This is a genomic window from Vibrio sp. QJM3NY_15, from assembly GCF_057785995.1.
Window position 1 is genome coordinate 1,603,435 of the sequence record NZ_CM173517.1, and the last position, 21,718, is coordinate 1,625,152.

22 protein-coding genes and 1 tRNA gene are annotated in these 21,718 nt (G+C 43.3%); 20 read left to right on the forward strand and 3 right to left on the reverse strand.

Annotation, left to right across the window (positions count from 1 at the left end):
- Positions 1 to 152 precede the first annotated feature (152 nt).
- The gene (locus AC3CKG_RS07195; protein ID WP_488529107.1) at positions 153 to 2,117 is read left to right on the forward strand and encodes a tetratricopeptide repeat-containing diguanylate cyclase; all 1,965 of its coding nucleotides are present in this window, start codon (positions 153 to 155) and stop codon (positions 2,115 to 2,117) included.
- Positions 2,118 to 2,214: 97 nt separating this feature from the next.
- Here the strand turns inward: AC3CKG_RS07195 and AC3CKG_RS07200 are convergent, their stop codons facing one another.
- A complete protein-coding gene (locus AC3CKG_RS07200) occupies positions 2,215 to 2,400 on the reverse strand; it encodes a hypothetical protein (protein WP_017105525.1) in 186 nt (61 codons plus the stop codon).
- 273 nt (positions 2,401 to 2,673) lie between these two features.
- Between AC3CKG_RS07200 and AC3CKG_RS07205 the strand changes: the two genes are divergently transcribed.
- The 4 genes from AC3CKG_RS07205 (at position 2,674) to AC3CKG_RS07220 (ending at position 5,698) form a co-directional block, all read left to right on the forward strand.
- Positions 2,674 to 3,342: a DUF2726 domain-containing protein gene (locus AC3CKG_RS07205; protein WP_102278572.1), complete on the forward strand. Its 669-nt coding sequence runs from the start codon at positions 2,674 to 2,676 to the stop codon at positions 3,340 to 3,342.
- A 264-nt stretch (positions 3,343 to 3,606) separates the two neighbouring features.
- Positions 3,607 to 3,683: transfer RNA gene (locus AC3CKG_RS07210), tRNA-Val, on the forward strand.
- Between the two features lie 270 nt (positions 3,684 to 3,953).
- Positions 3,954 to 4,571: a class I SAM-dependent methyltransferase gene (locus tag AC3CKG_RS07215; protein ID WP_102384484.1), complete on the forward strand. Its 618-nt coding sequence runs from the start codon at positions 3,954 to 3,956 to the stop codon at positions 4,569 to 4,571.
- Positions 4,571 to 5,698 (forward strand): HNH endonuclease, encoded by a 1,128-nt coding sequence (locus AC3CKG_RS07220; RefSeq protein ID WP_102307295.1) that lies wholly within the window; start codon positions 4,571 to 4,573, stop codon positions 5,696 to 5,698. The genes AC3CKG_RS07215 and AC3CKG_RS07220 overlap by 1 nt, the downstream gene beginning before the upstream one ends.
- 445 nt (positions 5,699 to 6,143) lie before the next feature.
- Here the strand turns inward: AC3CKG_RS07220 and AC3CKG_RS07225 are convergent, their stop codons facing one another.
- Positions 6,144 to 7,037: a LysR family transcriptional regulator gene (locus AC3CKG_RS07225; RefSeq protein ID WP_488529108.1), complete on the reverse strand. Its 894-nt coding sequence runs from the start codon at positions 7,035 to 7,037 to the stop codon at positions 6,144 to 6,146.
- A gap of 419 nt (positions 7,038 to 7,456) precedes the next feature.
- Between AC3CKG_RS07225 and AC3CKG_RS07230 the strand changes: the two genes are divergently transcribed.
- The 15 genes from AC3CKG_RS07230 to AC3CKG_RS07300 all read left to right on the forward strand — a co-directional run bounded on the left by AC3CKG_RS07230 (position 7,457) and on the right by AC3CKG_RS07300 (position 20,251).
- Positions 7,457 to 7,663: a Flp family type IVb pilin gene (locus tag AC3CKG_RS07230; RefSeq protein ID WP_017080668.1), complete on the forward strand. Its 207-nt coding sequence runs from the start codon at positions 7,457 to 7,459 to the stop codon at positions 7,661 to 7,663.
- A gap of 157 nt (positions 7,664 to 7,820) precedes the next feature.
- Positions 7,821 to 8,261: an A24 family peptidase gene (locus AC3CKG_RS07235; RefSeq protein WP_488529109.1), complete on the forward strand. Its 441-nt coding sequence runs from the start codon at positions 7,821 to 7,823 to the stop codon at positions 8,259 to 8,261.
- Positions 8,262 to 8,282: 21 nt separating this feature from the next.
- Entirely contained in the window at positions 8,283 to 9,110 is an 828-nt protein-coding gene (gene cpaB / locus AC3CKG_RS07240; protein ID WP_488529110.1) for a Flp pilus assembly protein CpaB, read from the forward strand.
- Positions 9,110 to 10,480: a type II and III secretion system protein family protein gene (locus tag AC3CKG_RS07245; protein WP_488529234.1), complete on the forward strand. Its 1,371-nt coding sequence runs from the start codon at positions 9,110 to 9,112 to the stop codon at positions 10,478 to 10,480. Before cpaB ends, AC3CKG_RS07245 begins: the two co-directional genes overlap by 1 nt.
- Positions 10,477 to 10,956 carry a hypothetical protein gene (locus AC3CKG_RS07250; RefSeq protein WP_488529111.1) on the forward strand — a complete coding sequence of 160 codons (480 nt, stop codon included), beginning with the start codon at positions 10,477 to 10,479 and terminating at the stop codon, positions 10,954 to 10,956. The genes AC3CKG_RS07245 and AC3CKG_RS07250 overlap by 4 nt, the downstream gene beginning before the upstream one ends.
- Positions 10,956 to 12,197 carry a CpaE/TadZ family protein gene (locus tag AC3CKG_RS07255; protein ID WP_102344622.1) on the forward strand — a complete coding sequence of 414 codons (1,242 nt, stop codon included), beginning with the start codon at positions 10,956 to 10,958 and terminating at the stop codon, positions 12,195 to 12,197. Before AC3CKG_RS07250 ends, AC3CKG_RS07255 begins: the two co-directional genes overlap by 1 nt.
- Positions 12,194 to 13,465 (forward strand): TadA family conjugal transfer-associated ATPase, encoded by a 1,272-nt coding sequence (locus AC3CKG_RS07260; protein WP_004733950.1) that lies wholly within the window; start codon positions 12,194 to 12,196, stop codon positions 13,463 to 13,465. Before AC3CKG_RS07255 ends, AC3CKG_RS07260 begins: the two co-directional genes overlap by 4 nt.
- Position 13,466: 1 nt before the next feature.
- Positions 13,467 to 14,369, forward strand: coding sequence for a type II secretion system F family protein (locus tag AC3CKG_RS07265; RefSeq protein ID WP_076671770.1), 903 nt, complete (start codon positions 13,467 to 13,469; stop codon positions 14,367 to 14,369).
- On the forward strand, positions 14,366 to 15,208 hold the full coding sequence (locus AC3CKG_RS07270; RefSeq protein ID WP_102291571.1) for a type II secretion system F family protein: 843 nt from the start codon (positions 14,366 to 14,368) through the stop codon (positions 15,206 to 15,208). The genes AC3CKG_RS07265 and AC3CKG_RS07270 overlap by 4 nt, the downstream gene beginning before the upstream one ends.
- 47 nt (positions 15,209 to 15,255) lie before the next feature.
- Positions 15,256 to 15,957: a tetratricopeptide repeat protein gene (locus tag AC3CKG_RS07275; RefSeq protein WP_488529235.1), complete on the forward strand. Its 702-nt coding sequence runs from the start codon at positions 15,256 to 15,258 to the stop codon at positions 15,955 to 15,957.
- Positions 15,944 to 16,426 (forward strand): TadE/TadG family type IV pilus assembly protein, encoded by a 483-nt coding sequence (locus AC3CKG_RS07280; RefSeq protein ID WP_488529112.1) that lies wholly within the window; start codon positions 15,944 to 15,946, stop codon positions 16,424 to 16,426. Before AC3CKG_RS07275 ends, AC3CKG_RS07280 begins: the two co-directional genes overlap by 14 nt.
- Entirely contained in the window at positions 16,416 to 16,973 is a 558-nt protein-coding gene (gene tadF / locus AC3CKG_RS07285) for a tight adherence pilus pseudopilin TadF (RefSeq protein ID WP_488529236.1), read from the forward strand. Before AC3CKG_RS07280 ends, tadF begins: the two co-directional genes overlap by 11 nt.
- A 10-nt stretch (positions 16,974 to 16,983) precedes the next feature.
- The gene (locus tag AC3CKG_RS07290) at positions 16,984 to 18,540 is read left to right on the forward strand and encodes a TadE/TadG family type IV pilus assembly protein (RefSeq protein WP_488529237.1); all 1,557 of its coding nucleotides are present in this window, start codon (positions 16,984 to 16,986) and stop codon (positions 18,538 to 18,540) included.
- 8 nt (positions 18,541 to 18,548) lie between these two features.
- A complete protein-coding gene (locus AC3CKG_RS07295) occupies positions 18,549 to 19,187 on the forward strand; it encodes an OmpA family protein (RefSeq protein ID WP_488529113.1) in 639 nt (212 codons plus the stop codon).
- Between the two features lie 122 nt (positions 19,188 to 19,309).
- A complete protein-coding gene (locus AC3CKG_RS07300; RefSeq protein ID WP_488529114.1) occupies positions 19,310 to 20,251 on the forward strand; it encodes a sensor domain-containing diguanylate cyclase in 942 nt (313 codons plus the stop codon).
- Positions 20,252 to 20,312: 61 nt separating this feature from the next.
- Here the strand turns inward: AC3CKG_RS07300 and AC3CKG_RS07305 are convergent, their stop codons facing one another.
- Entirely contained in the window at positions 20,313 to 21,572 is a 1,260-nt protein-coding gene (locus tag AC3CKG_RS07305) for an adenylosuccinate synthase (RefSeq protein ID WP_488529115.1), read from the reverse strand.
- Positions 21,573 to 21,718: the final 146 nt, after the last annotated feature.

A 21,718-nucleotide genomic window follows, 5' to 3' on the forward strand; every position in this document is an offset into this window, starting at 1 on the left:
AAAGTTGCCTGATTATTCTATTTAATTAGAAAAATCTTATTTATATCGTCGAGCTGGCAACATTTTAATCTGTGTAGGGCTCGGGTATAATACGTTTCTAATATAGATAAACAGCAGTGATATGAGAATTCAATTTGGAACGGCCTTGATACATGAATAAAAACAACGTTTTAGGGTCCTTTCTACTCGTTTTAGCAATGAGTGCCGTACTCGGGCTTTATTTGTTGTACCCATTGCAGGACGACGACCTGAGTCATACGCAATCAACGAATACTGCTGCTTACACCCCAGAAAACGAACTTTCTAAGTCCGCATATGGGCTCCAGTTAATCAAACTGCTTGAGCTATCTCGAGGTGATCCACTTCTCGCGCAACAAAAGCTTGCGGAGCTTGCAGACACTTCACCTGCAAAACCTTCAGCTATTTACCAAGCTTACCGTCTGATGATTCTGTCAAATGTCGCCCATCATCAGCAAGATACAGAAGCCGTCATAAGATACATTCAACAGCTTGAAGAATTGGCTGACCACAAAGATTTGTTGTGGTTGAAAGCCCAGTCGCTTGTTGAATTATCCATCGAGAATTTGAAAGAAGGTGAACTCGCTGCCTCTGAAGTTCAGATTCGTTCTGCAATAGATATCGCTGAATCCATAAGATACGAAGAACTGTTGGTCAAAGCCTATAATACGGCGGGCGCCATCAATAACGTTCGTAACGACCTCCAAGATGCTCAATACTTTTTCCATCAAGGGATACAACTTGGGAAAAAGTACCCAAAGCATATTTATAACAGCAAGCTCATGTCTAACATGGCATTGCTTTACATCTATTTGGAAGATTGGCCGAAAGCACTCAAGATCATTGAGAAAGCCAAAAAACTCTATTATCAAAGCGGATTACTCGAAGATGAGGCCATTGGTATCCTCTACATTAACGAAGCCTTTACCTATTTAAGCAGTGGCGACCTCGTAAAAGGTCGTATTGCTTATAACAAAGCGAAGCAGCTCAATAGTGAGAGAGTAAGTACGCGGTACAAGGTTCTATTGCTCAGAACATACAGTGATGTGTTGCTTGCGGAAGGGGAATTCCAATCAGCACTTAATGTGACGAATCAATGCATTCATTATCCTGGGGTCGAGAAATACACTCTTCAACATGGGCAGTGTTATCTCAACCGAGCGTTGGCGAAAGTCGGACTGAATAAAGATGATGATACCCTGGCAGATTTTCAACACGCGTTCGACATTTTTGAAGTGGTGGGTAGCCGAAGTTGGAAGGTACTCGGATTAAAAAGGTTGGCTCAATATTACGAATCAAAAGGTAATCTTGATAAGGCATTACACTATTACAAGCTATATTATAAAGCTAATAAAGCGCTGCTTTTTGACAAGCGCCAGAGTGATATCTTTCTTTTAGAACAAGATTTTGCAACTGCGACACTCGAGAAGGAAAACGAATTACTCAACACGGAAAAAGACCTGAATGAGTTGTTACTGCAGAAGCAGCAGCTTAGGAATCGAATCGTTGTCGCATTGATCATTATGGTGGGTATTAGCGCACTGTTATTGATGATTCGATTGCGTTCAATCCAAAAAAAGAACAGCGCCTTGTTAACCCAATCAACGACTTGTGAGCTTACCGGCTTGTTCAATAGGCGCTACCTCGAACAATTACTAGCTCAACCTATGCCATTCGGTCACACCCAATTTGGAATGAGCTTGGCGATTCTAGACCTCGATTTCTTTAAGAAAGTGAATGATACCTACGGGCATGATGTTGGTGATCAAGTGCTGGTGGAAGTGGCTAAGCGCTTAGGTCAGGTAGAACTTCAAAATGATGTTGTTGCACGTTGGGGCGGGGAAGAGTTCGTTCTGTTACTTTCAGGCTCTCAAGATCCAGAGCAACAACTAGAAACCATCAGGCTAGCCATCGCTCAGCATCCCATTGATACTCATGCTGGAACGTTGAGTCTTACCTGTTCAATCGGTGCCACTATTAACATCGCTCAAGAGCAAGTTAACAATGGATCCTATAAGAAGTCGCTTAAAGCCGCTGACGATGCTCTGTATCAAGCTAAAGAGGAAGGTAGAAACCGAGTGGTTATCGCTGAAAGTTAATCTCTAATCCGGGAATAAAAAGCCATTCTGATCGTGGTTAGATAAGAATGACTTCTAGGCGGTAATTTGGGTATCAGTGTTAGAAGAGCGTATTAACTTACTTTGCGATGCCTTGCAGCATTTCTACTAATTCGCCTTCTGTTGCAGGCTCTTTTGCTAGTTCTATCACTGCAGAAGATCCACCTTTCAGCATGTAGGCTTGCGTCCCGCAATGGTCGTAGTGGAACCACTTACCATCAACACAAACATCGGTGTAACATCGAGGGTCTTGTTTTAGTGTCATATCAATTTCCTTATTAACATTTGCCTAACGTTTTTCAATCTAAGTGATCACAAATGCATGTAAATTGATCTACATCAATCTAGGGTGTAAATATTCTTAGAATGATCAAATTGGTGAGCTATGTCGAACTCATCAAGTGACAGTTTCTCCTTAGCAGGCTTGAAAGGGCGTGATGTTTGTTAGCAATTGATTTTCTTTTTCTTGCCACATGCTAGCTTTCTACTTAGGCTACAAACTCTTCTAATCTCCCTATTTACGTGATTGCATTCAAAAATGACTAATATTTTTATCGTTGTAGTGGTTCTTGTTGTGTTCTTTTACTTTATTCAAAAGTATGTGTTTAAACACGACGACACCAAAGACCACGCTTACCAAAAGAAAGGGGCATTGCTCAACGTACAGCAAGCCACCTTTTATACGGCCTTGATCTCCGCAGTGGGTAATCACGGCGTGGTGTTTGCAAAAGTGAACATGGCAAACGTACTTGCGCCTGCAAAATCGAATACTAAGAAAAACTGGTTCATCGCGAACAATAAAATCGCACGAAGCTATTTTGATTTTGTGGTGTGTGACCCGCGTACGTTAGAGCCAAGAGTCATCATCGAGCTCGACAACGGCAAAGAGCTGAATAAGGGCAAGGTAGATCGCGAGAAGCTGCTCATACACGTGTGCAAATCGGCAGGGCTACCCTTGATTGGCGCATCGGTTAAACACAGCTACCAAGTAAGTCGTTTAAAAAGGTTATTGGCAACTCATATTGACCTTATTGAACCATCAAAAGAAGTTCGATTCTGTAAGAAGTGCGGTAGCCCGATGATCATCAAGCTGGCAAGCCAAGGTGACTATAAAGGCCGACGCTTCTTCACATGTAGCCGTCAACCTAATTGTACTTACACCGAGAACTACAATGTTGTGTTCGATGTGGATGAAGATTCTAACTAATATCTTGGGTCAAAACGCTTAATCTGAGGGATAAGAGACGAAAGAGGCAGATGTATATAGCGATTGAAGTAGTGGCGAAATGTGATCTACTTCAAGCCATTGATCTGCTTTGTGTTTAAAATTTATTCTGATTGTTGTTTTTAAAAGCAAACGATCAGTTTTGTGCAAATTTATCCTTGCGCGCTACCCATTCACTCGTTATTATCCATCTCGTTCTGAAGCGTTAGCCACTTAGTAAAGCGGTTAGTTAAGTTTCACAGCATTGCCCGCTTAGCTCAGTTGGTTAGAGTACTTGCATGACATGCAAGGTGTCACTGGTTCGAGTCCAGTAGCGGGCACCAAATTCGTTCTTTATGAACAAGCAAAAAAGCCCACCTAGCGTGGGCTTTTTTGTGCCTGTAATTCCTATCTTATTAAATGCTCAATTTTGCCATGATGAACGATTCTAAGAATTAAGCTTACGACCTCTAATTGTTGATTTTGTCCTTGTTGCCGTTAGTTAATCGAAAGCGGGAGATCTTCATCACAATTACTAATACTTATCTAATGCTCAATCGTCATATGCAACCAACCCAGATATTATCGAGTGAGATTGATATACGAGTTGACTTATGTCGGTAAATACTTCTTATTACAACGAAAACGCTGTTCAGCTTGCAAAGCAGTACGATTCTTTAGAATTCGAAAATGTCCACCGTGCGTGGCGTATGTATTGGCCTTATGGTGATGCAAGTGTACTTGATATCGGTGCTGGCTCAGGCAGAGATTCAAGGTGGTTTGTTGAACAAGGCTGCTCAGTGGTCGCCGTTGAACCAGCAAGCGAACTTTGCCAGTTAGGGAAATTAAACTCCTCGACTCAAGTTCAGTGGTTAGACGATGCTCTGCCTGCTTTAAGCAAAGCTAGAGAGCTGTGCAGTCATTACGATTTGATTTTACTTTCAGCGGTATGGATGCATCTAAATTCCGCGGTTCGAAAAGAGTCGATCGCTGTATTGTCTGAACTGCTTTCCGATAATGGAAAACTAGTGATCACATTGCGTCATGGCGGCTTTAATGATGGCCGTAGTGCTTACAGTGTTTCAGTCGAACAACTAGAAAGGTTGAGTGAAGCTGTAGGGCTGACAGTCTGTCACGTTGCTGAGGACACTGATTCATTGAAGAGAAAAGAGATATCTTGGCAAACCGTAGTGTTAGAACATGCAATATCTAACAAAAGCAAGGGTCGATAATGGCATTAGAGTACTACTTAGATCGTTTTCAAAACCTGAAAATGAACAATGCTGGTGGCAAAAAAAGTCCTCATAAAGTCTGTATGTTGCTGGCTGTTATGGATCTAATTCAAGCAGGGCATATTTCGACCAATAAGATCTACCTTAATCAAGCCCTTAAAGAACGGTTTACTCATCACTTTGATAACCTAGCTCAGGGGCTTGACAAAAATACCCCAGAAAACCCTTTCTTCCATTTGAGAAGTGAAGGCTTTTGGCACCTTTTCTTCAATGACAGTTATGACAATACGTCAACCAGTCGTTATTCAGTAAAGGCGGTCTCCCACGCATATATTGACGATGAGCTGTTTAGCTACATGAAAAGCTATATTGTTTCTAACGAACTAAAAGATGCTTTAGTTTCTAATCTATCTGATCTAGCGACGTTATATCATCAGTGGTTGATTGATATTGGTAAATCTGAAAAAACCGCGAAGAACTACCTTGGAGCCATAAGAGGCTCGATATCTAATTGGTTGATGGATGTTGGCGAGTTAGAAACACCGCTTACCGATATCAATTCGTATCGTGAGTTTGTTGGCTATGAAGAAAAAGCGAGAAAGTTGGAACAGTTTCAAGTTCGTGACTCTAGGGGTAAGGGGATGTACAGCGCCGCTTTGTCTCATTACCACAAGTTTTTAGCTGATCTATCTCAAGTAGATGTGAACGCAGATATTAAACAAGTTATGACTGATAACACTCTGTCCGAGACTGAAAAGACTATTTTGGTCAATACAAGGGTAGGGCAGGGTCACTTTAGATCAAAACTGATTCAGATGTGGGGTGGTTGCGCTATTACGGGATATCGAAATACACAGCTGTTATTGGCTTCACACATTAAACCTTGGCGAGACTCTAGCAACGAAGAACGACTAGATAGGTTTAATGGTTTATTGCTTCTTGCCAACTTAGATAAAGCGTTCGACCTTGGTTTCATCTCCTTTGATGATTATGGAAAAGTAATGATTTCAAGCTACTTGGAATCACCTGATGTGATCGGTTTAAAGGAAGATATGGCATTTAGCATCATGCCGGCCCACAGACCATACCTTCGTTATCATCGAGGCGAGTTATTTAAAGGCAGATAATTCATTGCCTCAGGTTTACCATTGGCTTAGAAGACCAAGTATGGCCTTAGTTCCTCAATGTTCTCTAAGATGATCTGTGCCCCTTTGGGTTTGAATCTAATACATTGATGTCGATATTATATACGCCGATAAAAGCTGCACAGGGTGAAGTTATTACAGTGGAGCTTTTAGTACGACTTTTTTGATTCATTAGATATTATTAAAGTGCTGAATAACCCTAAAAGCTGGTTTCTATCTGGGTCTTATTACAAATTTATGAATGGGTAGGTAATGAAATACTTGAACTGAATGATAGTGCATATATTAACTGATATGCCAGGTGTTAATTATGTGTATTTTGTATTCTTTGATTGGCGTTTATATTCGGATAAATATTGGTATTGAAATATCACACTCAAAGCTAGAGAGTGCAATAGAGTGTGATTATCATGATTTTAATAGAACATTATTGGGCTAAGTCAGCAACAAATGTTTGTTTATAGCTGGAGCTCGTTTTTAGCTCGTCCTTAATCCATTGGTTAAACAAGCTAAAGTCAGAATGTATTTGCCAGAAAAGGGATGCAATAACTCGTTTGCCAAAAAAATCGGGGTGGTCTGTAATCACCTTAAGTTTACTGTCTTCTACGTTCCCTTCGATGAGAAACCCCGGTAAAAAAGCAATGCCTTTTTGAGCTTTGCACAGTTCGATAATGGTGGCTAAATCATCCAGTCGCCATAGGTTATATGAGGCGATGTTCGACAAATTCAGCAGCTCTTCACAGCCATCCATTAACAGAACGCGCTGAGATGGCGTATGAGACTTCAAGGATACCAAGTCTTCGTGTGCTACCCACCAACAGTTGACGTGAAAAAGCTCTTCTATATTAAAGTCGTTATTTGTCTTGTGATAGGGGTTACCTAACGCTAGGTCTATCTTTCCTTCATTAACGTAATTACCTAAAACAAAACTTGGCTTAGTCACAACCAGTAGGTCGACATTAGGGAAAGCCTCTGAAAATGCCAACAATGCCTTTTTCACGTTTTTGTTGAAAACTAATGGATCGATACCCACGCGGTAAACTATCTGGTCGGATAGATTCATTTGTTCTGCAATAGTGATTAACTCACGATATTTCGATACCACAGGTAAAGATAATTGGAATAGGCGTTTTCCTTTCTCAGTTAACCAGACTTTAGAGTGTTCTCTATTAAATAAACTGAAACCCAAGTCTGACTCAAGGTTTTGCACTGCGGTGCTAACCGTTGACTGAGACTTGCCAAGCTTACGTGCAGCAGAGCTAAATGAACCTTCTTCAACTACTGCTATGAACGAAACAATATTTTCGAAATGTAGTTTCATGATTCGACTAACCTTTTGACACAAAGAAATTATATTTTTTATGGTTTGTTGATTCGAAGAACAATAGCGTGATGATAATTGTATTTCAACATGTTTTATAAGGGGTAATAAAGATCGATGAATTATCCATTAGGCTAGTTCCAAAGGTTATATAATTTTTTGATTAAGTGAAATATTGACGTATGTCTTATTTTTTCAAGTTTATAAATTTAAATATTCATTTTGTTTTTTGGCTAGTTTTTATTGTAAGTGTTTGTGATTTATGGATTTTGTATTTCTATTGGTATTTTTAAGGTGTTTGTTTTGATCATTTTTCACACGACCTATAGATTGAATCGATAGGGGGTATTTTCCATAGATTGGTGGTGCTAATTATAATGGCGACGAATTTTCAACAGCCCTTATAGGAAGAAATAATAATGATTACTAAGCTATACGTTAAAACAAGCATGTTTCTATCACAATTCAAGAACGATGAGCGCGGCGTAACTGCAATTGAATATGGTCTTATTGCAGTAGCAATGGCTGTATTAGTAACTACAGCAGTCGGCGCTGATGGTTTCATTGGCAAACTTGAAGGTGCTTTTGAAGATGTAGCTACTGCTATCGATACTGCGAGCAGCTAACATCGAGCCTTATTGGCTAATGTAGAATATATCGAAAGATATTTGTGCCAGACCTATGTTTTCATTGGTCTGGCTCAGTTAATTGGGAATACCAATTAATACATGCTAACGCCAATCCATATAAATTTAGGCAATATTTCTAATTTTGAGTTTTGAAGTGTATTTACTGATTTTGGCAATCGTGTGTGTCTATGTATCGGTTACCGATTTTCTCTATCGCAAGATACAAAATTACGCATTGTTGATATTACTCTTTTTGCAATGTTTTCTGTCACCGTTAGACATTCAGATTATGAGTTTTTTACTGGTGTTAGGGGGAGGGTTGCTTGTTTACGCCCTGATTTGGATTGGAGCCGGTGATATTAAATATGCCGCGGTTCTATCACTAGCCATACCTCTCAACGATTTACTTTGGGCGTTTGTTATGACGGCTTTTTCTGGCGGATTTTTAGCCGTTATTTATCTCGTAAATAACAAGCTGATAAGTAAAAAGCTAATAAGAAAAGCGTCGAGCGACCAACAAGGTATTCCATATGGGATAGCAATTAGCGTTGGATTCTACTTAGTAATTTTAACTCAAAACACGCCACATATATAAACCTCCAAGAATGAGAACATTATGAGATCTCGACTGGTATTACTTGTTGCCATTGCTGCCTTAATAGTTGGCGCGCTAGGCGTTGTCGATTTGTTGAAGAGCGAACCTCAACCGACAACGACCGCTGAAGTGGTGGTGGAAGAAAAAAATGAAGAGCATGTTGCCGTTTGGATGACCACGGAACCTTATGAAAAAGGACGTGCGATCGATGCGCAAGGTGTCGTAAAACAACAACTCCCTCTTAGTGAAGCATTAACGCTTGGTGTCAGAGAAGACGCACAAATCAGCTTTTCGCCCTCTATTTTGCTCAATCGCAGCCTTAGCGCAGGTGAGGTTGTGCTACCTGAATATCAAGTGACGCCTGGCCAGCCCGGATACATCGACCTTTTGATCACGGAAGGTATGACGTTATACCCACTTAAAGTCAGTGACAAAAACCTAATCAACGACTACATCCGCCCTGGAACGTCCATTGATATCCTCACTGTGAGTTCTCCAAACGATAACTTAGCTGGAAATATCGATAAGCCGAAGCGCTTTAGAGGAGTGAAGGCGTCAATGTTTCTTAAAAACGTCAAAGTACTCAACATTGGCAATGACGCAACTGGCGACAGTTCTATTACCGCTCGCGCTCCGAGTAAAGAGGATGGACTGACTACGGTGGTCATCGAAGTTAGCCCCGACGAGTTGCCAAAACTTGCGCTAGCACAACGAACAATGCACATCGAAATTTACCGAAGCCAAACCTACACGCAACCTGAGTTCGCGGAGGTGCGCAATATAATCGATAACTATACAGGGATTGCTGAGTTACGTGGTAACGAGAACAACCCGAGAGAGGCTTTGTGATGATGATTCACCATCGAATCAAACAAGTACTGTTTGCTTTCATTCTAGCGCCGCTGATTGGCTTACTTTCTATAACAAACGCTTTTGCCGCCGATCGCTCCATCACGCTCAACGATGGTCAGCACATCCAGTTAAAAAGTCCGATTGGCCAAGTGTTTATCAATAACCCTGACATCGTCGACTACAAAATAATCAACGACAACACGATAGTTGTGTTCGCTAATGCTATTGGGCAATCACGACTGATCGTCTATGGCATTGATGGTGATGTTCTGCTTTCAGACCGCATTATTGTTGATTTGGATTTAACGGATATTAGACGACAACTCAAATTTCATTTCCCTGATGCCAAAGTCAAGATTCAGTCTGTGGGAGAGCAAGTCGCCGTGAGTGGTCTTGTTGATTCCGAAGCGACTCGTGACGACATCTATCGTTTGGTTGCCACTCTGCTTGGACGAGAAAAAACAGAGAAATGGGACAAAACGGTGAAACTGGAGTTTAAGTCCGACAACTCAAATTATGAAGAGCCCGAAAGCATGGTGTTTGCCCGTAATATGACGTGGGAAGGGATCATCGAACGCATTGAAGTGGCGACGACTCAGCAAGTGAACGTCAAAATATCAGTAGCGCAAGTAACTGAATCATTTGGACAAACTGTTGGTGTTGATTGGAGCTCAGTGGGCTCAAGCGTTGGCGAATTTGTTTTCGACCAGTTCGACGCAGCAAACCTAAGTACGTTAATTACTGCACTAGGCAACGACCAAATCGCAGAGGTTCTGGCTGAACCTAACTTAACCGTGTTATCCGGTGAGTCTGCAAGTTTCCTTGTAGGCGGCGAAGTGCCCGTTATCGTGTCGACGAACAGCAACGTGAACATCTCTTTCAAAGAGTTCGGCATCAAACTCGATCTCACTGCGAAAGTGCTTAGCCAAGACAGAATCCGTATGCAATTAGCCCCGGAAGTAAGCGAAGTTGAAGGTTATGTAGAAGCGGCCGGAATCAAAGTCCCGCAACTGGCTTCTCGACGTGCGATGACCACCGTAGAGTTAGCCGATGGCGATAGCTTCGTTCTTGGTGGCTTGATGAGCAGTGCTGATTTGGAAAAAATGCAAAAAATCCCTTTTGTGGGCGATATACCAGTACTTGGTGCGGCATTTCGCAAAGCAACCACAGAAAGAAAACGAACTGAATTGATCATCGTTGCCACTGTGAATCTTGTTGAACCGATGAAACCGAAAGACATTCAACTGCCTTACATCAAGAAGACTTCCACATTGGCGCGTTGGCTAAACATTAAGTGGGATGGTAAGTCGGTGACATCTTCCGATGCAACGATTCGTCTGTTGTCGCAAGGAGGGTTTATCCAATGAAGAAATTACTATTAATGGCGTTATTTACCACGTCACTTTTAGGCTGCGCCTCTGAGCAATATTTTGTTGGTCATGGTGCTGAAGTTTTGGTGTACAAAGAGCACCACAGCTTTGAATTTGCGATGAAAAACCGTGCTGAAACCACCAAGCAGATTACCGCTTTGATTCAAGATATTGAGTCAACGGACAAAGAAGCCACTTATGTCGTGGATTACAAATCAACCCGCAGCAAACAGATGTTGCAAGCGATCTTCGATCAATATCCGTCACATGTCATCGCGCCACAAAGAGTCTTGTATCGAAACGCTCAATTGTTACCGAGCGACTTAAAGATTCAGGTGACCTTAACGCGTTTGAAGACTCAAGAATGCGCACCAGCACAGATTCACGTTCGGTTGAGGCAGCCAGACTGCTTTGCTGAATCGATGCGCTTGAAGCAAGTGGCTTACAAGTCTCGATTGGTAGGAGAGCAATAATGTTTGACCTGACTAAAGCATTAACAACAAAGGCCAAGCCAGTTCAGACCGGAACGACAGGTGTTGCCGGATGTACTTTGTTCTATCAATCTCAAGAGTGTTTAGACCTTGTTCAAGAAGTCTTTCGATTTGAAGGGTGGAATGATCCTGCATGCGTTAAAGCCAAAGCCGGCTTGACCAAGCTGACAGAACAACAAAGTAGCCACATTGTGATTCTAGAGCTTAATGAATCAACCAATGTGGTTGAAGACGCTAAATCCTTTGCCAGCAAGCTACCCACGCATAAAGGGGTGGTTGTGATTGGTAAAGAGGATGCGATTTCTACGCTTCGTTCGCTTAAAGATATGGGTTTTTACTACGTGTTCTGGCCAGTGAATAAGCAGGAATTTGCTGACTTCTTGAACCACGTTAGTAAGAACCTTAAGACTTTCTCTGGTGTGAGCCAAAAACGTAAAGCGAAGCGAGTTGCGATTGTCGGTTCAAAAGGCGGCGTGGGTGCATCGTTTCTATCAACCGAGTTGAGCTCACTATTATCGACGCAAGGCTCGGACACGATTCTCGTCGATCATCAATATGCGGATACCAACCTTGATGTCTTGCTCGGCCTAAAAGATTTTAAGCCGAGAACCATTGACGAGTTCACCGCACCATTGCATGAAATGGATGAAGAAGGGGCGTTGAGTTACCTAATCAATGCTCGCAAGAACTTACGTCTGTTGGCGATTGATGGCGACATGAGTCAAACCGATGTTCTTAATTACAACCAAACCTTGTGTGACCTGTTAGCGCGCAACACCAATTTCATTATTGAAGACTTTTCGGGTGGCGTGGATTTCAAAGTTGAACCTCAACTCTTGGTAGAAAACTTTGATGTGGTTGTGTTGGTGTTGGATGCGTCAGTGTCTTCAGTAAGAAGTGCAAAACGACTGTATGAAAAAGTCTCCAACTTACAGCTTTCGTTATCGTCGCGTACGCGTGTGATTACCGTGGTGAACTACCATCGTCCGGAAAACGCTTACGTCTTACAAAAGCCCGATCTAATTAAGTATTTAGGCGCCAATGTTGACCTCGAAGTCGATTACTGCAAAGCGTTAGCGCACATCATTATCGATGGTAAACGCGGCCATAAGCATGACCGTCACATTAGTCGTTCTATGGAACAACTGGTGAAGCTGATCAATGGTCAGCCGATGGATCAGAAGGGCATGAATTCTTGGTTGAAAAAGGTGCGTGTTAAATGAGTTCTAACAAAGACTTATACCTTGCGTTTCGTGGCCAGATCTTTGAAGCCCTAGATGCAGAAGCGGTTCAGAAAATGAGCCGTCGAGACCTTGAATCACAGATACAAGCAGCGGTTGATTTGTTGGCGAATAGCTACCAAAGACCGATCACCTCGATGATGAAGTCAGGCTTGGTGAAAAGCCTGATTGATGAACTGTTTGGTTTGGGGCCTTTACAACCTTTGGTCGAAGATCAATCTATTTCTGACATCATGGTGAACGGGCCTAACAACATCTTTTTTGAACGACACGGCAAGGTGAAAAAGTCCGAAGTCTCGTTTGTGAATGAGGAGCAGTTGTTAGCCATTGCTAAGCGCATTGCCTCACGTGTCGGAAGACGTGTTGATGAACTTTCGCCGACGGTCGACGCTAGGTTAGAAGACGGCAGCCGTGTGAACATCGTGATTCCTCCCATTTCGTTGGATGGTACTTCGATCTCGATTCGTAAGTTCAGAGAGCAGAACATCGGCTTTGAAGATTTGATTGGCTTCGGGTCCATGTCTCCAGACATGGCGAGAGTGCTGATGATCGCTTCTCGCTGCCGCATCAATGTGCTGATATCTGGCGGTACTGGCTCAGGTAAAACGACATTGCTTAACGCGTTATCTCAATACATTGCCGAAGATGAACGTATTGTCACCATTGAAGATGCGGCTGAACTGCGCCTGCAACAACCCAACTTAGTTCGACTCGAAACACGTACCTCGAGTGTTGAACAAACTGGAGCGGTGACTCAGCGTGAGCTAGTGATCAATGCGCTTCGTATGCGTCCAGACCGTATTATCCTCGGCGAGTGCCGTGGCTCTGAAGCGTTCGAAATGCTGCAAGCCATGAACACCGGACACGATGGGTCGATGTCTACGTTGCACGCCAACACGCCGCGCGATGCGATTGCTCGTGTTGAATCGATGGTGATGATGGCGAACCTAAATCAGCCTCTTGATGCGATCAGAAGAACGATCGTGAGTGCCGTGCAAATGATTGTTCAGGTTAACAGGTTGCGCGATGGGTCTCGTAAGATCACAAGCATCTCGGAAATCGTCGGCCTAGAAGGCGACAGCGTGGTGATGGAAGAGATTTATCGTTTTCGTTATGACGACGCGCATTATGGAGAAACCGTTAAAGGTGAGTTTGTCACCGATGGCATTATGCAGCGATCTGAGCTTGTGAAAAAAGCGCAATTCTTCGGGCTCTACGAAGAGCTGAAAGCATCGTTTAAGGGGGCCTAGCATGCTTTGGCTTTCGTTAATCCTCTTTGCGTTTGTGTTGCTTTTGATCCGAGATTCAAAGGTAAAAAAGGTCAATCAGTTTTTCAATATTGAAGAAGTAGAAGCGGAAAACTTCAATGCCATTAACGTCAAGTCATTGGTACGTAAGCAAAACTGGCAAAAACTCAAAGAGTCGGTGTCACCCACGTTGATGGTGTTAGGTCCACGCTCTTCTTTGTACATCGCGCTCTATATCACGGGCAGCATCATCGCATCTTGGTACATCGTTGTTGAGTTGTTATCAATCACCAATACGTGGTTTGTACTGGGTTCATCTATGGTGTTTACCCTTTGCGGTTATCGATTCCTAGTCACAAGAAGACGTCGAGAATTTGAGAATACGTTCCCTGATGCGCTGAACATTCTGATGAGCGCGGTAACGGCAGGTGACAGCTTAATGCAAGCTATCGGTTATGTTGGCGATGTGATGCACAACCCGATTGGTCGTGAATTTAAGCTAATGGGTGATCGACTGAAATTGGGTGAATCACCAGAAGTGGTGCTTAAACGGTCGTGCAAAAACTATCCTTATCCGGAGTTTCTGTTTTTTACCGTAACGATCAGAGCGAATATCGCGCGAGGCGGTCAACTCAAAGGCGTGTTAGCACGGTTGATTAGAGTGCTGGTGGACTCTCGAACACTCGAGAAAAAGAAAATGGCGATGACTTCGGAAGCCCGAATTTCCGCCAAAATTGTTGCCGCGATCCCTTTGATTTTTATGCTCATTCTTAACTACGTCAATCCAGATAATGTGGAGTTTGTTCTCTACGACCCTGAGGGAAGGTTGGTACTGTTTTACGTATTGGGTAGTGAGCTTTTCGGTTTATTCCTTGTTTGGTTATTAGTGAGAGGAGTACGCGCATGATGTTACTGGCTTCCCTTATCGTGTTGTTTTTTTCGTTACTGTTTCTGATTGTCGATTCGATTCGTAAAGAGCAACGACATAAGAAGGTTGCGCTCTATATCGGGGATAATTCGGCTCGTGCGCCTTCGCGCGTAAATCGCTTCTTTGTTCGTTTTGGTAAAGAACACCGACAAGAACTCGAGCAAAAAATGATTGAGGCGGGTTATTACAACACGGATTGGGCAAAATTTTATTTTCCTGCCAAGTTGTTGGTATTAGCGTTGGTTTCTGGCTTGGTGCTGTTAGGGGATATGACATCCACCAACAAACTGATCGTGGTTATTTTCTCGTTGATTGGTGTCATTGTCGTCCCAGATACAATGCTTCAAATGCGCCGTAAGATGTTGATCAGCCGAACCTCAGCTCAACTGCCGTATTTGCTCGACATGATGTCGGTATGCGTTCAAACCGGCATGACGATTGAAGCGGCGTTGGTTTATTTGGGCAAAGAGCTGGCTGAATTTGACTCAGATCTTTGCTACCAGATTAAGCGCACATCTGATTCTGCGAAAATACACGGTTTAGAAAAGGCGCTCAATGATCTGAGTGAACGTATCCCAACGCCTCCAGTACGAAGCTTTGTACTGACCATCATCCAAAACCTGCAATACGGCACATCCGTGGCTCAGGTACTAAGTGATCTCGCAGAGGACATGCGAAAAGTCCAAATTCTTACGGTTGAGGAAAAGGTAGGTAAGCTCTCCGCGAAGATGAGTGTCCCTTTGATCCTTTTTATCATGTTCCCGATCGTCATCTTGATTCTCGCGCCGAGCATCATGCAAATGACATTGAATATATAGGGAGACGACGAGTGATTGGAAAACGTTTTTGTCTGATTTTGTTGTCGATGAGTGCGTTGGCGGGCTGTCAATCGGCCCCTTCAGCACAAGACTTGCAGCTTGCTGACGTGACTAGCATGGAAAAAGTGAAGAACTATGACGGCTTGATTAGTTATTACAAATCCGAGCTAGAGCAGGGTTCCGAAGACCCAGAGGTAAAGGAGAAACTGGCATGGGCATATTTTCATAAAGGGGATATCGAGTCGGCAGACTTCTATGTTCAGCATTTGCAAAAAGAGGGGTTTGAAAACCCCAACTTGTACCAGTTAGAAGGGCAAGTGTTTGATGCAAAAAATGACGTTGAAAGTGCCATTGCCGCTTATCTAGCTTCTATCGAGGTGGGGAATGCAACGGGTCAAATTCACGTCTTGCTCGGCGTGTCGTATACCAAGGTTGGAAGGTTTAATGAAGCTTACCAAGAACTGAATCGAGCCCGTTTACGCGGTTATGACGATGTCGTGGTTAAGAACAACATTGCGATGATTCAAATGGCCAATGGTGACTACCAACAAGCGATAGAAACGCTAGCCCCGGTTTTAAAAGAAGACCCGGCGAATAAGATCGTTAAAGCGAACCTAGCTATCGCACTAATGAAAACCCAGCAAATCGACTCGGCCAAAAAGTTACTCAAAGGCGACTTTTCAGCAGAAGAGATCCAGAGTATCGCCGCTGAATTAACTCAATTAGGAGTTAACGATGAAGCGTCTTAATAGGCAGAAGGGCGTGACGGCGATTGAGTTTGTGTTGGGTGCGCTTGTTCTGTTTTTCGCCACCTTTGCGATCTTCGAATCGAGTTACCAAATCTACGTTGTGAATATGACAGAGTATTCGCTGAGAGAAACCATCAGAAATACCAAAATATATGAAGGCGAAGGGATCAACGAGCAATACGAAAATAAGTTCAAATCGTTAATCGAAGATGATGACAATCTATGGAGCTTCTTAATTGATAGCTCAAGGTTCTCTATCGCAGGTCAGTACTTCAAAACCTATGACGATTTCGTCGCGAACAGGGGACACTCTGATCAAGGGTTGAACTTCAATTACGACTTAGCCGAGATCACCGTGACCTACCGCTATACCCCAGTCATTAAACTGGCTGGTGCTGCGGATAGGGATATTTCAAGCACTATGGTTTTGAACTTAGAACACGAGGGGTGGGATAATGATGCGCCGTAAACAACGTGTGTCTTACGCGATTCGCCAGCAAGGTTCATTTACCGTTGAATTGCTGTTCATCCTTGTGGCGTTGTGGGGTGTTTATCTGTTTGGCGCAGACTTGAGTCATCAGCTACTCGTGCGTGCCAAGCTCGATCGATCCAGCTTTGCTTTAGTCAATGTGATCAAAGAGCGTACTCGTTACTTTGATGCCGACGTGTTGGCAGGTCAAAACCTACCTGTAACTAATTCAGAGTTAGAAGACATGGCTAAAGTGGCAAGTCGAATGCTCAATACACCAGTCGATAACGTGGCCATCAAGATAGAGTCATTGACCAATAAAGTTAATGTCGCTGAATTTTCAACCAGCACGTACAGAAACTTAAATTGCCAAACCGATTCGATTCTCGAGCATGCGGGTTTAGCTCCGGTAGAAAAGGGCGTTGTGTATCCATTGTACCGAATCAGTCTTTGTGAGGAGCAAAGCTCTTGGTTTAAACCCTTCTTCAACGGTGGCACCAGCACCACGGTTAAGATTGGCTCTTCTTCAATCATGCCTGGGAGATAATGAAATGAAAATGCAGCACGATCGTCATATCAATCGCCAGCATCTCAGTCTCCAAAGACAGCAAGGGGTTGCCGCGGTTTGGATGGGTTTATTGCTTGTGCCAATCATGGGCATGACCTTTTGGGCGGTTGAAGGCACACGTTATGTTCAAGAGACTAGCCGATTACGAGATTCAGCAGAGGCTGCTGCGATTGCGGTGACGATTGAAGATCAACCGGATCAGGCTCGTGGATTGGCGACCAAGTATGTCGAAAACTATGTTCGAGACATCAAATCAACCAACCTTTCTGCAGACCGATTTCACCAAGCGGAAGACGAGGGCACTGGGGTTCTGGAATACATCCAATACACAGTGAATGCCAAGACGACACATGACTCTTGGTTCGCGAGTAGCTTTATCCCTTCGTTTGATCAGCAGCAAGACTTAGCGGGACGTTCGTTAGCGAGAAAGTACCCTGTTTATCTTGGTGACAACAACATCGACATTGTTTTTGTGTCGGACTTTTCTGGTTCAATGAACGATAGATGGGGCTCAAGTCGACACATAAAAATCGATGATCTAAAGACAGCCATCGATGAAATATCCAGCAAAATTCTTTGCACATCGATTAAACAGGACTATGTCGATGGTGAGTGGAAATACGTTTGTGACGAACCGGGAGAAGATACAACCGGAGACAAGCTGCTTAACCGAGTTGGCTTTGTGCCTTTTAACGTTCGAACGAGGGAAATCGTCTCGGGCAATAAAGCTAATGCGACCAGCCAGCTGAGCTACAAAGATAACTATAAAACGAACGTATCACCTTATTCCTACAACGATGTTAACTGGGATTACTGGCGCACCTATTCGCAAAATGAGGTGATCAACTGTGCGAATTGGCAATCATATTGTCCCAATCCAAAAGCGGACAATCGACGGTATGCGAAACGCATTCAGGATGTGATTTATCAAGATAATTACTTGGTTGCAGATGTCTACAACTACGTTGATTTCCCGAGTTCAGTCTCGACGATGTTTACGGATAAGTCGGGGTTACAGCCGGACTTCTATGGCGTGAGTGGGACTAAGCTATTTAACGCGCATGGTTCTTCCAATTCATCGCAGTTTTCCAACATTCGCTTATCAAACAAGCTGTCAGATTTAGACCCGATTAATTCGATGTGGGCAGACGGGGGGACTGCGGCTTTTCAAGGTATTTTGAGAGGTTCTCAGGTGCTCCATGATGGTGACCCGAACAGTTCCGATCAAGAAGAACAGCAAGTCTATAACAAGAAAATTAAGATGCTGCTGATTTTAAGTGACGGGCAGGAGAGCCCGAATAACAGCATCCTCAAAGGGTTAGTCGACAGAGGCATGTGTGACAAAGCAAGAGAAGAAATACCAGGCTTATACATAGGTGTCATCGGAATTGATTTTCGAGCATCTCAGCAAAGTGGTTTTCAAGACTGCGTTGTCGACCCAAATGAAGACATTATCGATGTATCTAACCTAGATGAATTGATTGAAAAGATAGAAGAACTCATCCGTAAAGGTTCAAAAACAAGCGGAATCACTAAGTTGTACTAGAGGAAAATATGAAAAAGTTAATGATCAGTTCAATCGTCATATCGACATTGCAATTTAGTCTTATCGCCCATGCGGAAGAAGGTATCAGCGTTTATTGCGACACTGCGTTTAGTGAATATCAACACAGTGTCATGGTTGATGATGTTGTTGGCATTGCACAGCACAGACAGGGCTTTTTACAAATAGAGCAGCCGTCTGACAGCAGTGAGCTAAAACAGGCGTTAGCAGGTCAATCCAATCTAGGTATGAACCAGTCAGGATGTAAGACTTGGATCAGTAACCAAGAGCGTCAAGGGCTACTAGCACGTCTTCATTTTGGTTTTGACCAACACAATTTATCGCCGATGGGCAGTAAAGCTCTGAGTCAACTTGCAGGCGAATTAAAGACTAACGGCAGTGTGATTACGGTGGATGGACACACTGATAGCACTGGCGAAGCAGGTTACAACCAAGCATTGGGGCTTCAAAGAGCGCTGACGACGTCGGACGGTCTAATCGCGGATGGTGTCGAGAAAAATCGCCTTGTGATTCGTTCGTTTGGTGAAAGTAAACCTATTGCCTCCAACGCAACGTCAGAGGGTAGAGCCAAGAATAGACGTTCAGAAATTTGGGCTTCTGAAAATGATAGCGTTGAATTGGAAAATTAGGATGTTGGGGTTGGTTGTTGCTTGGCAATAGCCACCCTAAATCATCGCTTTTAGAATTTTGTTATAACGGACTCTAATGAATATTCAATCAAGTTTAACTGTCTGACACTAAAGAAATATTGATGCTTTTTGATAAAATCTCTTCTGAAGGGATGGAAAAAAATATCGATATAGATACGTGGGTATCTATATTGGATAATATACGAGACATAATGGATGCATCTAATGCAGGCATTATTATGATCTCTGATTTGAGTTGCTCTGGTTCTGAAAGTGTTTGGAGTTCCTCGAACATATCTTGCAACCAGCACAAGAGCAGAATTAGCTTCTTTTGTGAGTATGTGCATAACGAAAATCGCACGGTCTATTTGAGTGGTCACTCTGATGGTGAATCCGTTTCGGCAAAGGGAGCAGATGCTTATAAGTCTTTTTGCGGCGTCCCGGTAAGAGATATTGATGGCGAAGTGTTTGCGGTGCTTTTGGTGTTTGATTTGAGCCCAACAACGTATACGCAAAGCCAAGTTAACTTGATTGAAAATATTTCAACCTTGCTGCGTTCTGAAATCTTATTAAAAGAAGAGAGCCGGATTTTATACAAAAACAGTCACTTTGATATCATGACAACGCTGCTGAATAGAAGGGGCTTTTTCCACGAATTCAACAAAGCAAACATCAGCGACGGAGAGATCGTTTGTTTGTATTTCGACTTGGATAATTTGAAGTATATTAATGATACCTATGGCCACTTCAAAGGTGATGACTATATCTCTGGCTTTGCGTCATGCATAAAAAACAATGCAAAGTACAACATCATATCGGCTAGGGTTGGTGGTGATGAATTCATCGTCGTCATACACTCAGAAGAGGCTGGTTATGCTCCTGAGTTGGTCAATAAAATTCACGCTGAATTCGATGATTTCATTGAAGGCTTTCGTTGTGATGATGAGGTGCCACTCGGTTTTTCATATGGTTGTGGTACTGCAGACTCTCGAAGCTTCAATATCATCAATCTAATAAAGTCGTCCGATGAAAACATGTACCTCAACAAGAAGAACAAGATTTAGATGTTCATGACAGACACAAAAAAGCCCACTAGTGTGGGCTTAGATGTAGTAGCTTTCTAAACTACGCTCGAATGATCATTTGCTCACGCTCAGGACCTACCGATACCATTACGATTGGAACACCCATCAACTCTTCGATACGAGTAACGTAATCTTGTGCTGCTTGAGGAAGGCTCTCAAACGTGCGGCAGCCAGTGATGTCTTCGTCCCAACCTGCCATGTCTTCATATACCGGCTTTAGATCAGCCGTTTGTGGCCAAATCGGGTTTTCAGTGTGTTCACCTGAGTAAGCCGAGCAGATCTTAAGTTCAGACAAGCCAGACAGGCAATCAATCTTAGTCAGAGCGATCTCAGTCGCGGCTTGCAGGTCAACGCCGTTGCGAGTAGCTACAGCATCAAAGTAACCCATATCACGTGGGCGACCTGTTGTTGCGCCGTATTCATTAGAGCTTTCACGGAAGCTGTCTTGTTCTTCCATTGCAGTTACTAGCGTGCCAGTACCAACAGACGAGCTGAACGACTTAGCAACAGCAATTACACGCTCAGGACGAAGTGCAGGTAAACCACTACCGATACCCGCGTAAGCTGCGGTTACATTAGAAGACGTCGTCCAAGGGTATTCACCGTAGACAAGGTCACGGCCTGCACCAAGTTGAGCTTCAAACAGTAGGTTCGCGTCTTGTGATTGCAGTGCTTTAAGAGGCTCAGTCACGTTGCAGATGAATGGTCGCCAAGCTTTAGTCACTTCAAGTAGCCACTCTGTCATTTCAGAAGCAGTCTGAGTGAAATCACATTGAGGGTATAGAGCCTTAAGTTGAGGCATCTTCCAATCAAGTAAAAATTGAATGCGCTGCTCTAAAATCTCAGGTTGATTCAGCCAACCGACAAGAATGCCTTTCTTCATCACACGATCGCCGTACGCTGGCGCAATACCTTGACGTGTTGAACCGTAAGCGCCATCGCCTAAACGTTCTTCTTCAAGCGTATCTTCAAGAGCGTGTAAAGGGAGACAAAGTGTTGCACGATCGGAGATCGCCATTTTCACTTTGATGCCAGCCGCTTGTACTTCTGCAATCTCTTCAGTTAGCGCAGCAGGGCTGATCACCATGCCAGGGCCAAGAACCGCCGTACAATCAGGATTAAAAATACCACTAGGCAGTTGATGCAGTTTGAACGTGCCGAAGTCGTTTACTACGGTATGGCCGGCATTGTTTCCGCCTTGAAAGCGAATGCTAGCAGAAGCTTGGTCTGCTAAAAAATCAACGATACGGCCTTTGCCTTCGTCGCCCCAGTTTGCGCCTACAACAACAATAGATGGCATAATTTTTCTCCTGACTGATTGAGAAATCATGTTAGGCCTACAAAGTGGATAAGAGAAATTAATTATCTTTATTATCTTGATAAGGATTTCATATATCTCTAAAGTCTTAACCCATAAGCGAGATTCCCTATCACGTTCGTCCCTCA

What these genes read in the sequence shown, in the direction of transcription:
- AC3CKG_RS07195 (WP_488529107.1), top strand. Translation starts at nt 153, where the DNA reads ATGAATAAAAACAACGTTTTAGGGTCCTTTCTACTCGTTTTAGCAATG.
- AC3CKG_RS07200 (WP_017105525.1), bottom strand. Translation starts at nt 2,400, where the DNA reads ATGACACTAAAACAAGACCCTCGATGTTACACCGATGTTTGTGTTGAT.
- AC3CKG_RS07205 (WP_102278572.1), top strand. Translation starts at nt 2,674, where the DNA reads ATGACTAATATTTTTATCGTTGTAGTGGTTCTTGTTGTGTTCTTTTAC.
- AC3CKG_RS07215 (WP_102384484.1), top strand. Translation starts at nt 3,954, where the DNA reads ATGTCGGTAAATACTTCTTATTACAACGAAAACGCTGTTCAGCTTGCA.
- AC3CKG_RS07220 (WP_102307295.1), top strand. Translation starts at nt 4,571, where the DNA reads ATGGCATTAGAGTACTACTTAGATCGTTTTCAAAACCTGAAAATGAAC.
- AC3CKG_RS07225 (WP_488529108.1), bottom strand. Translation starts at nt 7,037, where the DNA reads ATGAAACTACATTTCGAAAATATTGTTTCGTTCATAGCAGTAGTTGAA.
- AC3CKG_RS07230 (WP_017080668.1), top strand. Translation starts at nt 7,457, where the DNA reads ATGATTACTAAGCTATACGTTAAAACAAGCATGTTTCTATCACAATTC.
- cpaB (WP_488529110.1), top strand. Translation starts at nt 8,283, where the DNA reads ATGAGATCTCGACTGGTATTACTTGTTGCCATTGCTGCCTTAATAGTT.
- AC3CKG_RS07245 (WP_488529234.1), top strand. Translation starts at nt 9,110, where the DNA reads ATGATGATTCACCATCGAATCAAACAAGTACTGTTTGCTTTCATTCTA.
- AC3CKG_RS07250 (WP_488529111.1), top strand. Translation starts at nt 10,477, where the DNA reads ATGAAGAAATTACTATTAATGGCGTTATTTACCACGTCACTTTTAGGC.
- AC3CKG_RS07255 (WP_102344622.1), top strand. Translation starts at nt 10,956, where the DNA reads ATGTTTGACCTGACTAAAGCATTAACAACAAAGGCCAAGCCAGTTCAG.
- AC3CKG_RS07260 (WP_004733950.1), top strand. Translation starts at nt 12,194, where the DNA reads ATGAGTTCTAACAAAGACTTATACCTTGCGTTTCGTGGCCAGATCTTT.
- AC3CKG_RS07265 (WP_076671770.1), top strand. Translation starts at nt 13,467, where the DNA reads ATGCTTTGGCTTTCGTTAATCCTCTTTGCGTTTGTGTTGCTTTTGATC.
- AC3CKG_RS07270 (WP_102291571.1), top strand. Translation starts at nt 14,366, where the DNA reads ATGATGTTACTGGCTTCCCTTATCGTGTTGTTTTTTTCGTTACTGTTT.
- AC3CKG_RS07275 (WP_488529235.1), top strand. Translation starts at nt 15,256, where the DNA reads ATGAGTGCGTTGGCGGGCTGTCAATCGGCCCCTTCAGCACAAGACTTG.
- AC3CKG_RS07280 (WP_488529112.1), top strand. Translation starts at nt 15,944, where the DNA reads ATGAAGCGTCTTAATAGGCAGAAGGGCGTGACGGCGATTGAGTTTGTG.
- tadF (WP_488529236.1), top strand. Translation starts at nt 16,416, where the DNA reads ATGCGCCGTAAACAACGTGTGTCTTACGCGATTCGCCAGCAAGGTTCA.
- AC3CKG_RS07290 (WP_488529237.1), top strand. Translation starts at nt 16,984, where the DNA reads ATGCAGCACGATCGTCATATCAATCGCCAGCATCTCAGTCTCCAAAGA.
- AC3CKG_RS07295 (WP_488529113.1), top strand. Translation starts at nt 18,549, where the DNA reads ATGAAAAAGTTAATGATCAGTTCAATCGTCATATCGACATTGCAATTT.
- AC3CKG_RS07300 (WP_488529114.1), top strand. Translation starts at nt 19,310, where the DNA reads ATGCTTTTTGATAAAATCTCTTCTGAAGGGATGGAAAAAAATATCGAT.
- AC3CKG_RS07305 (WP_488529115.1), bottom strand. Translation starts at nt 21,572, where the DNA reads ATGCCATCTATTGTTGTTGTAGGCGCAAACTGGGGCGACGAAGGCAAA.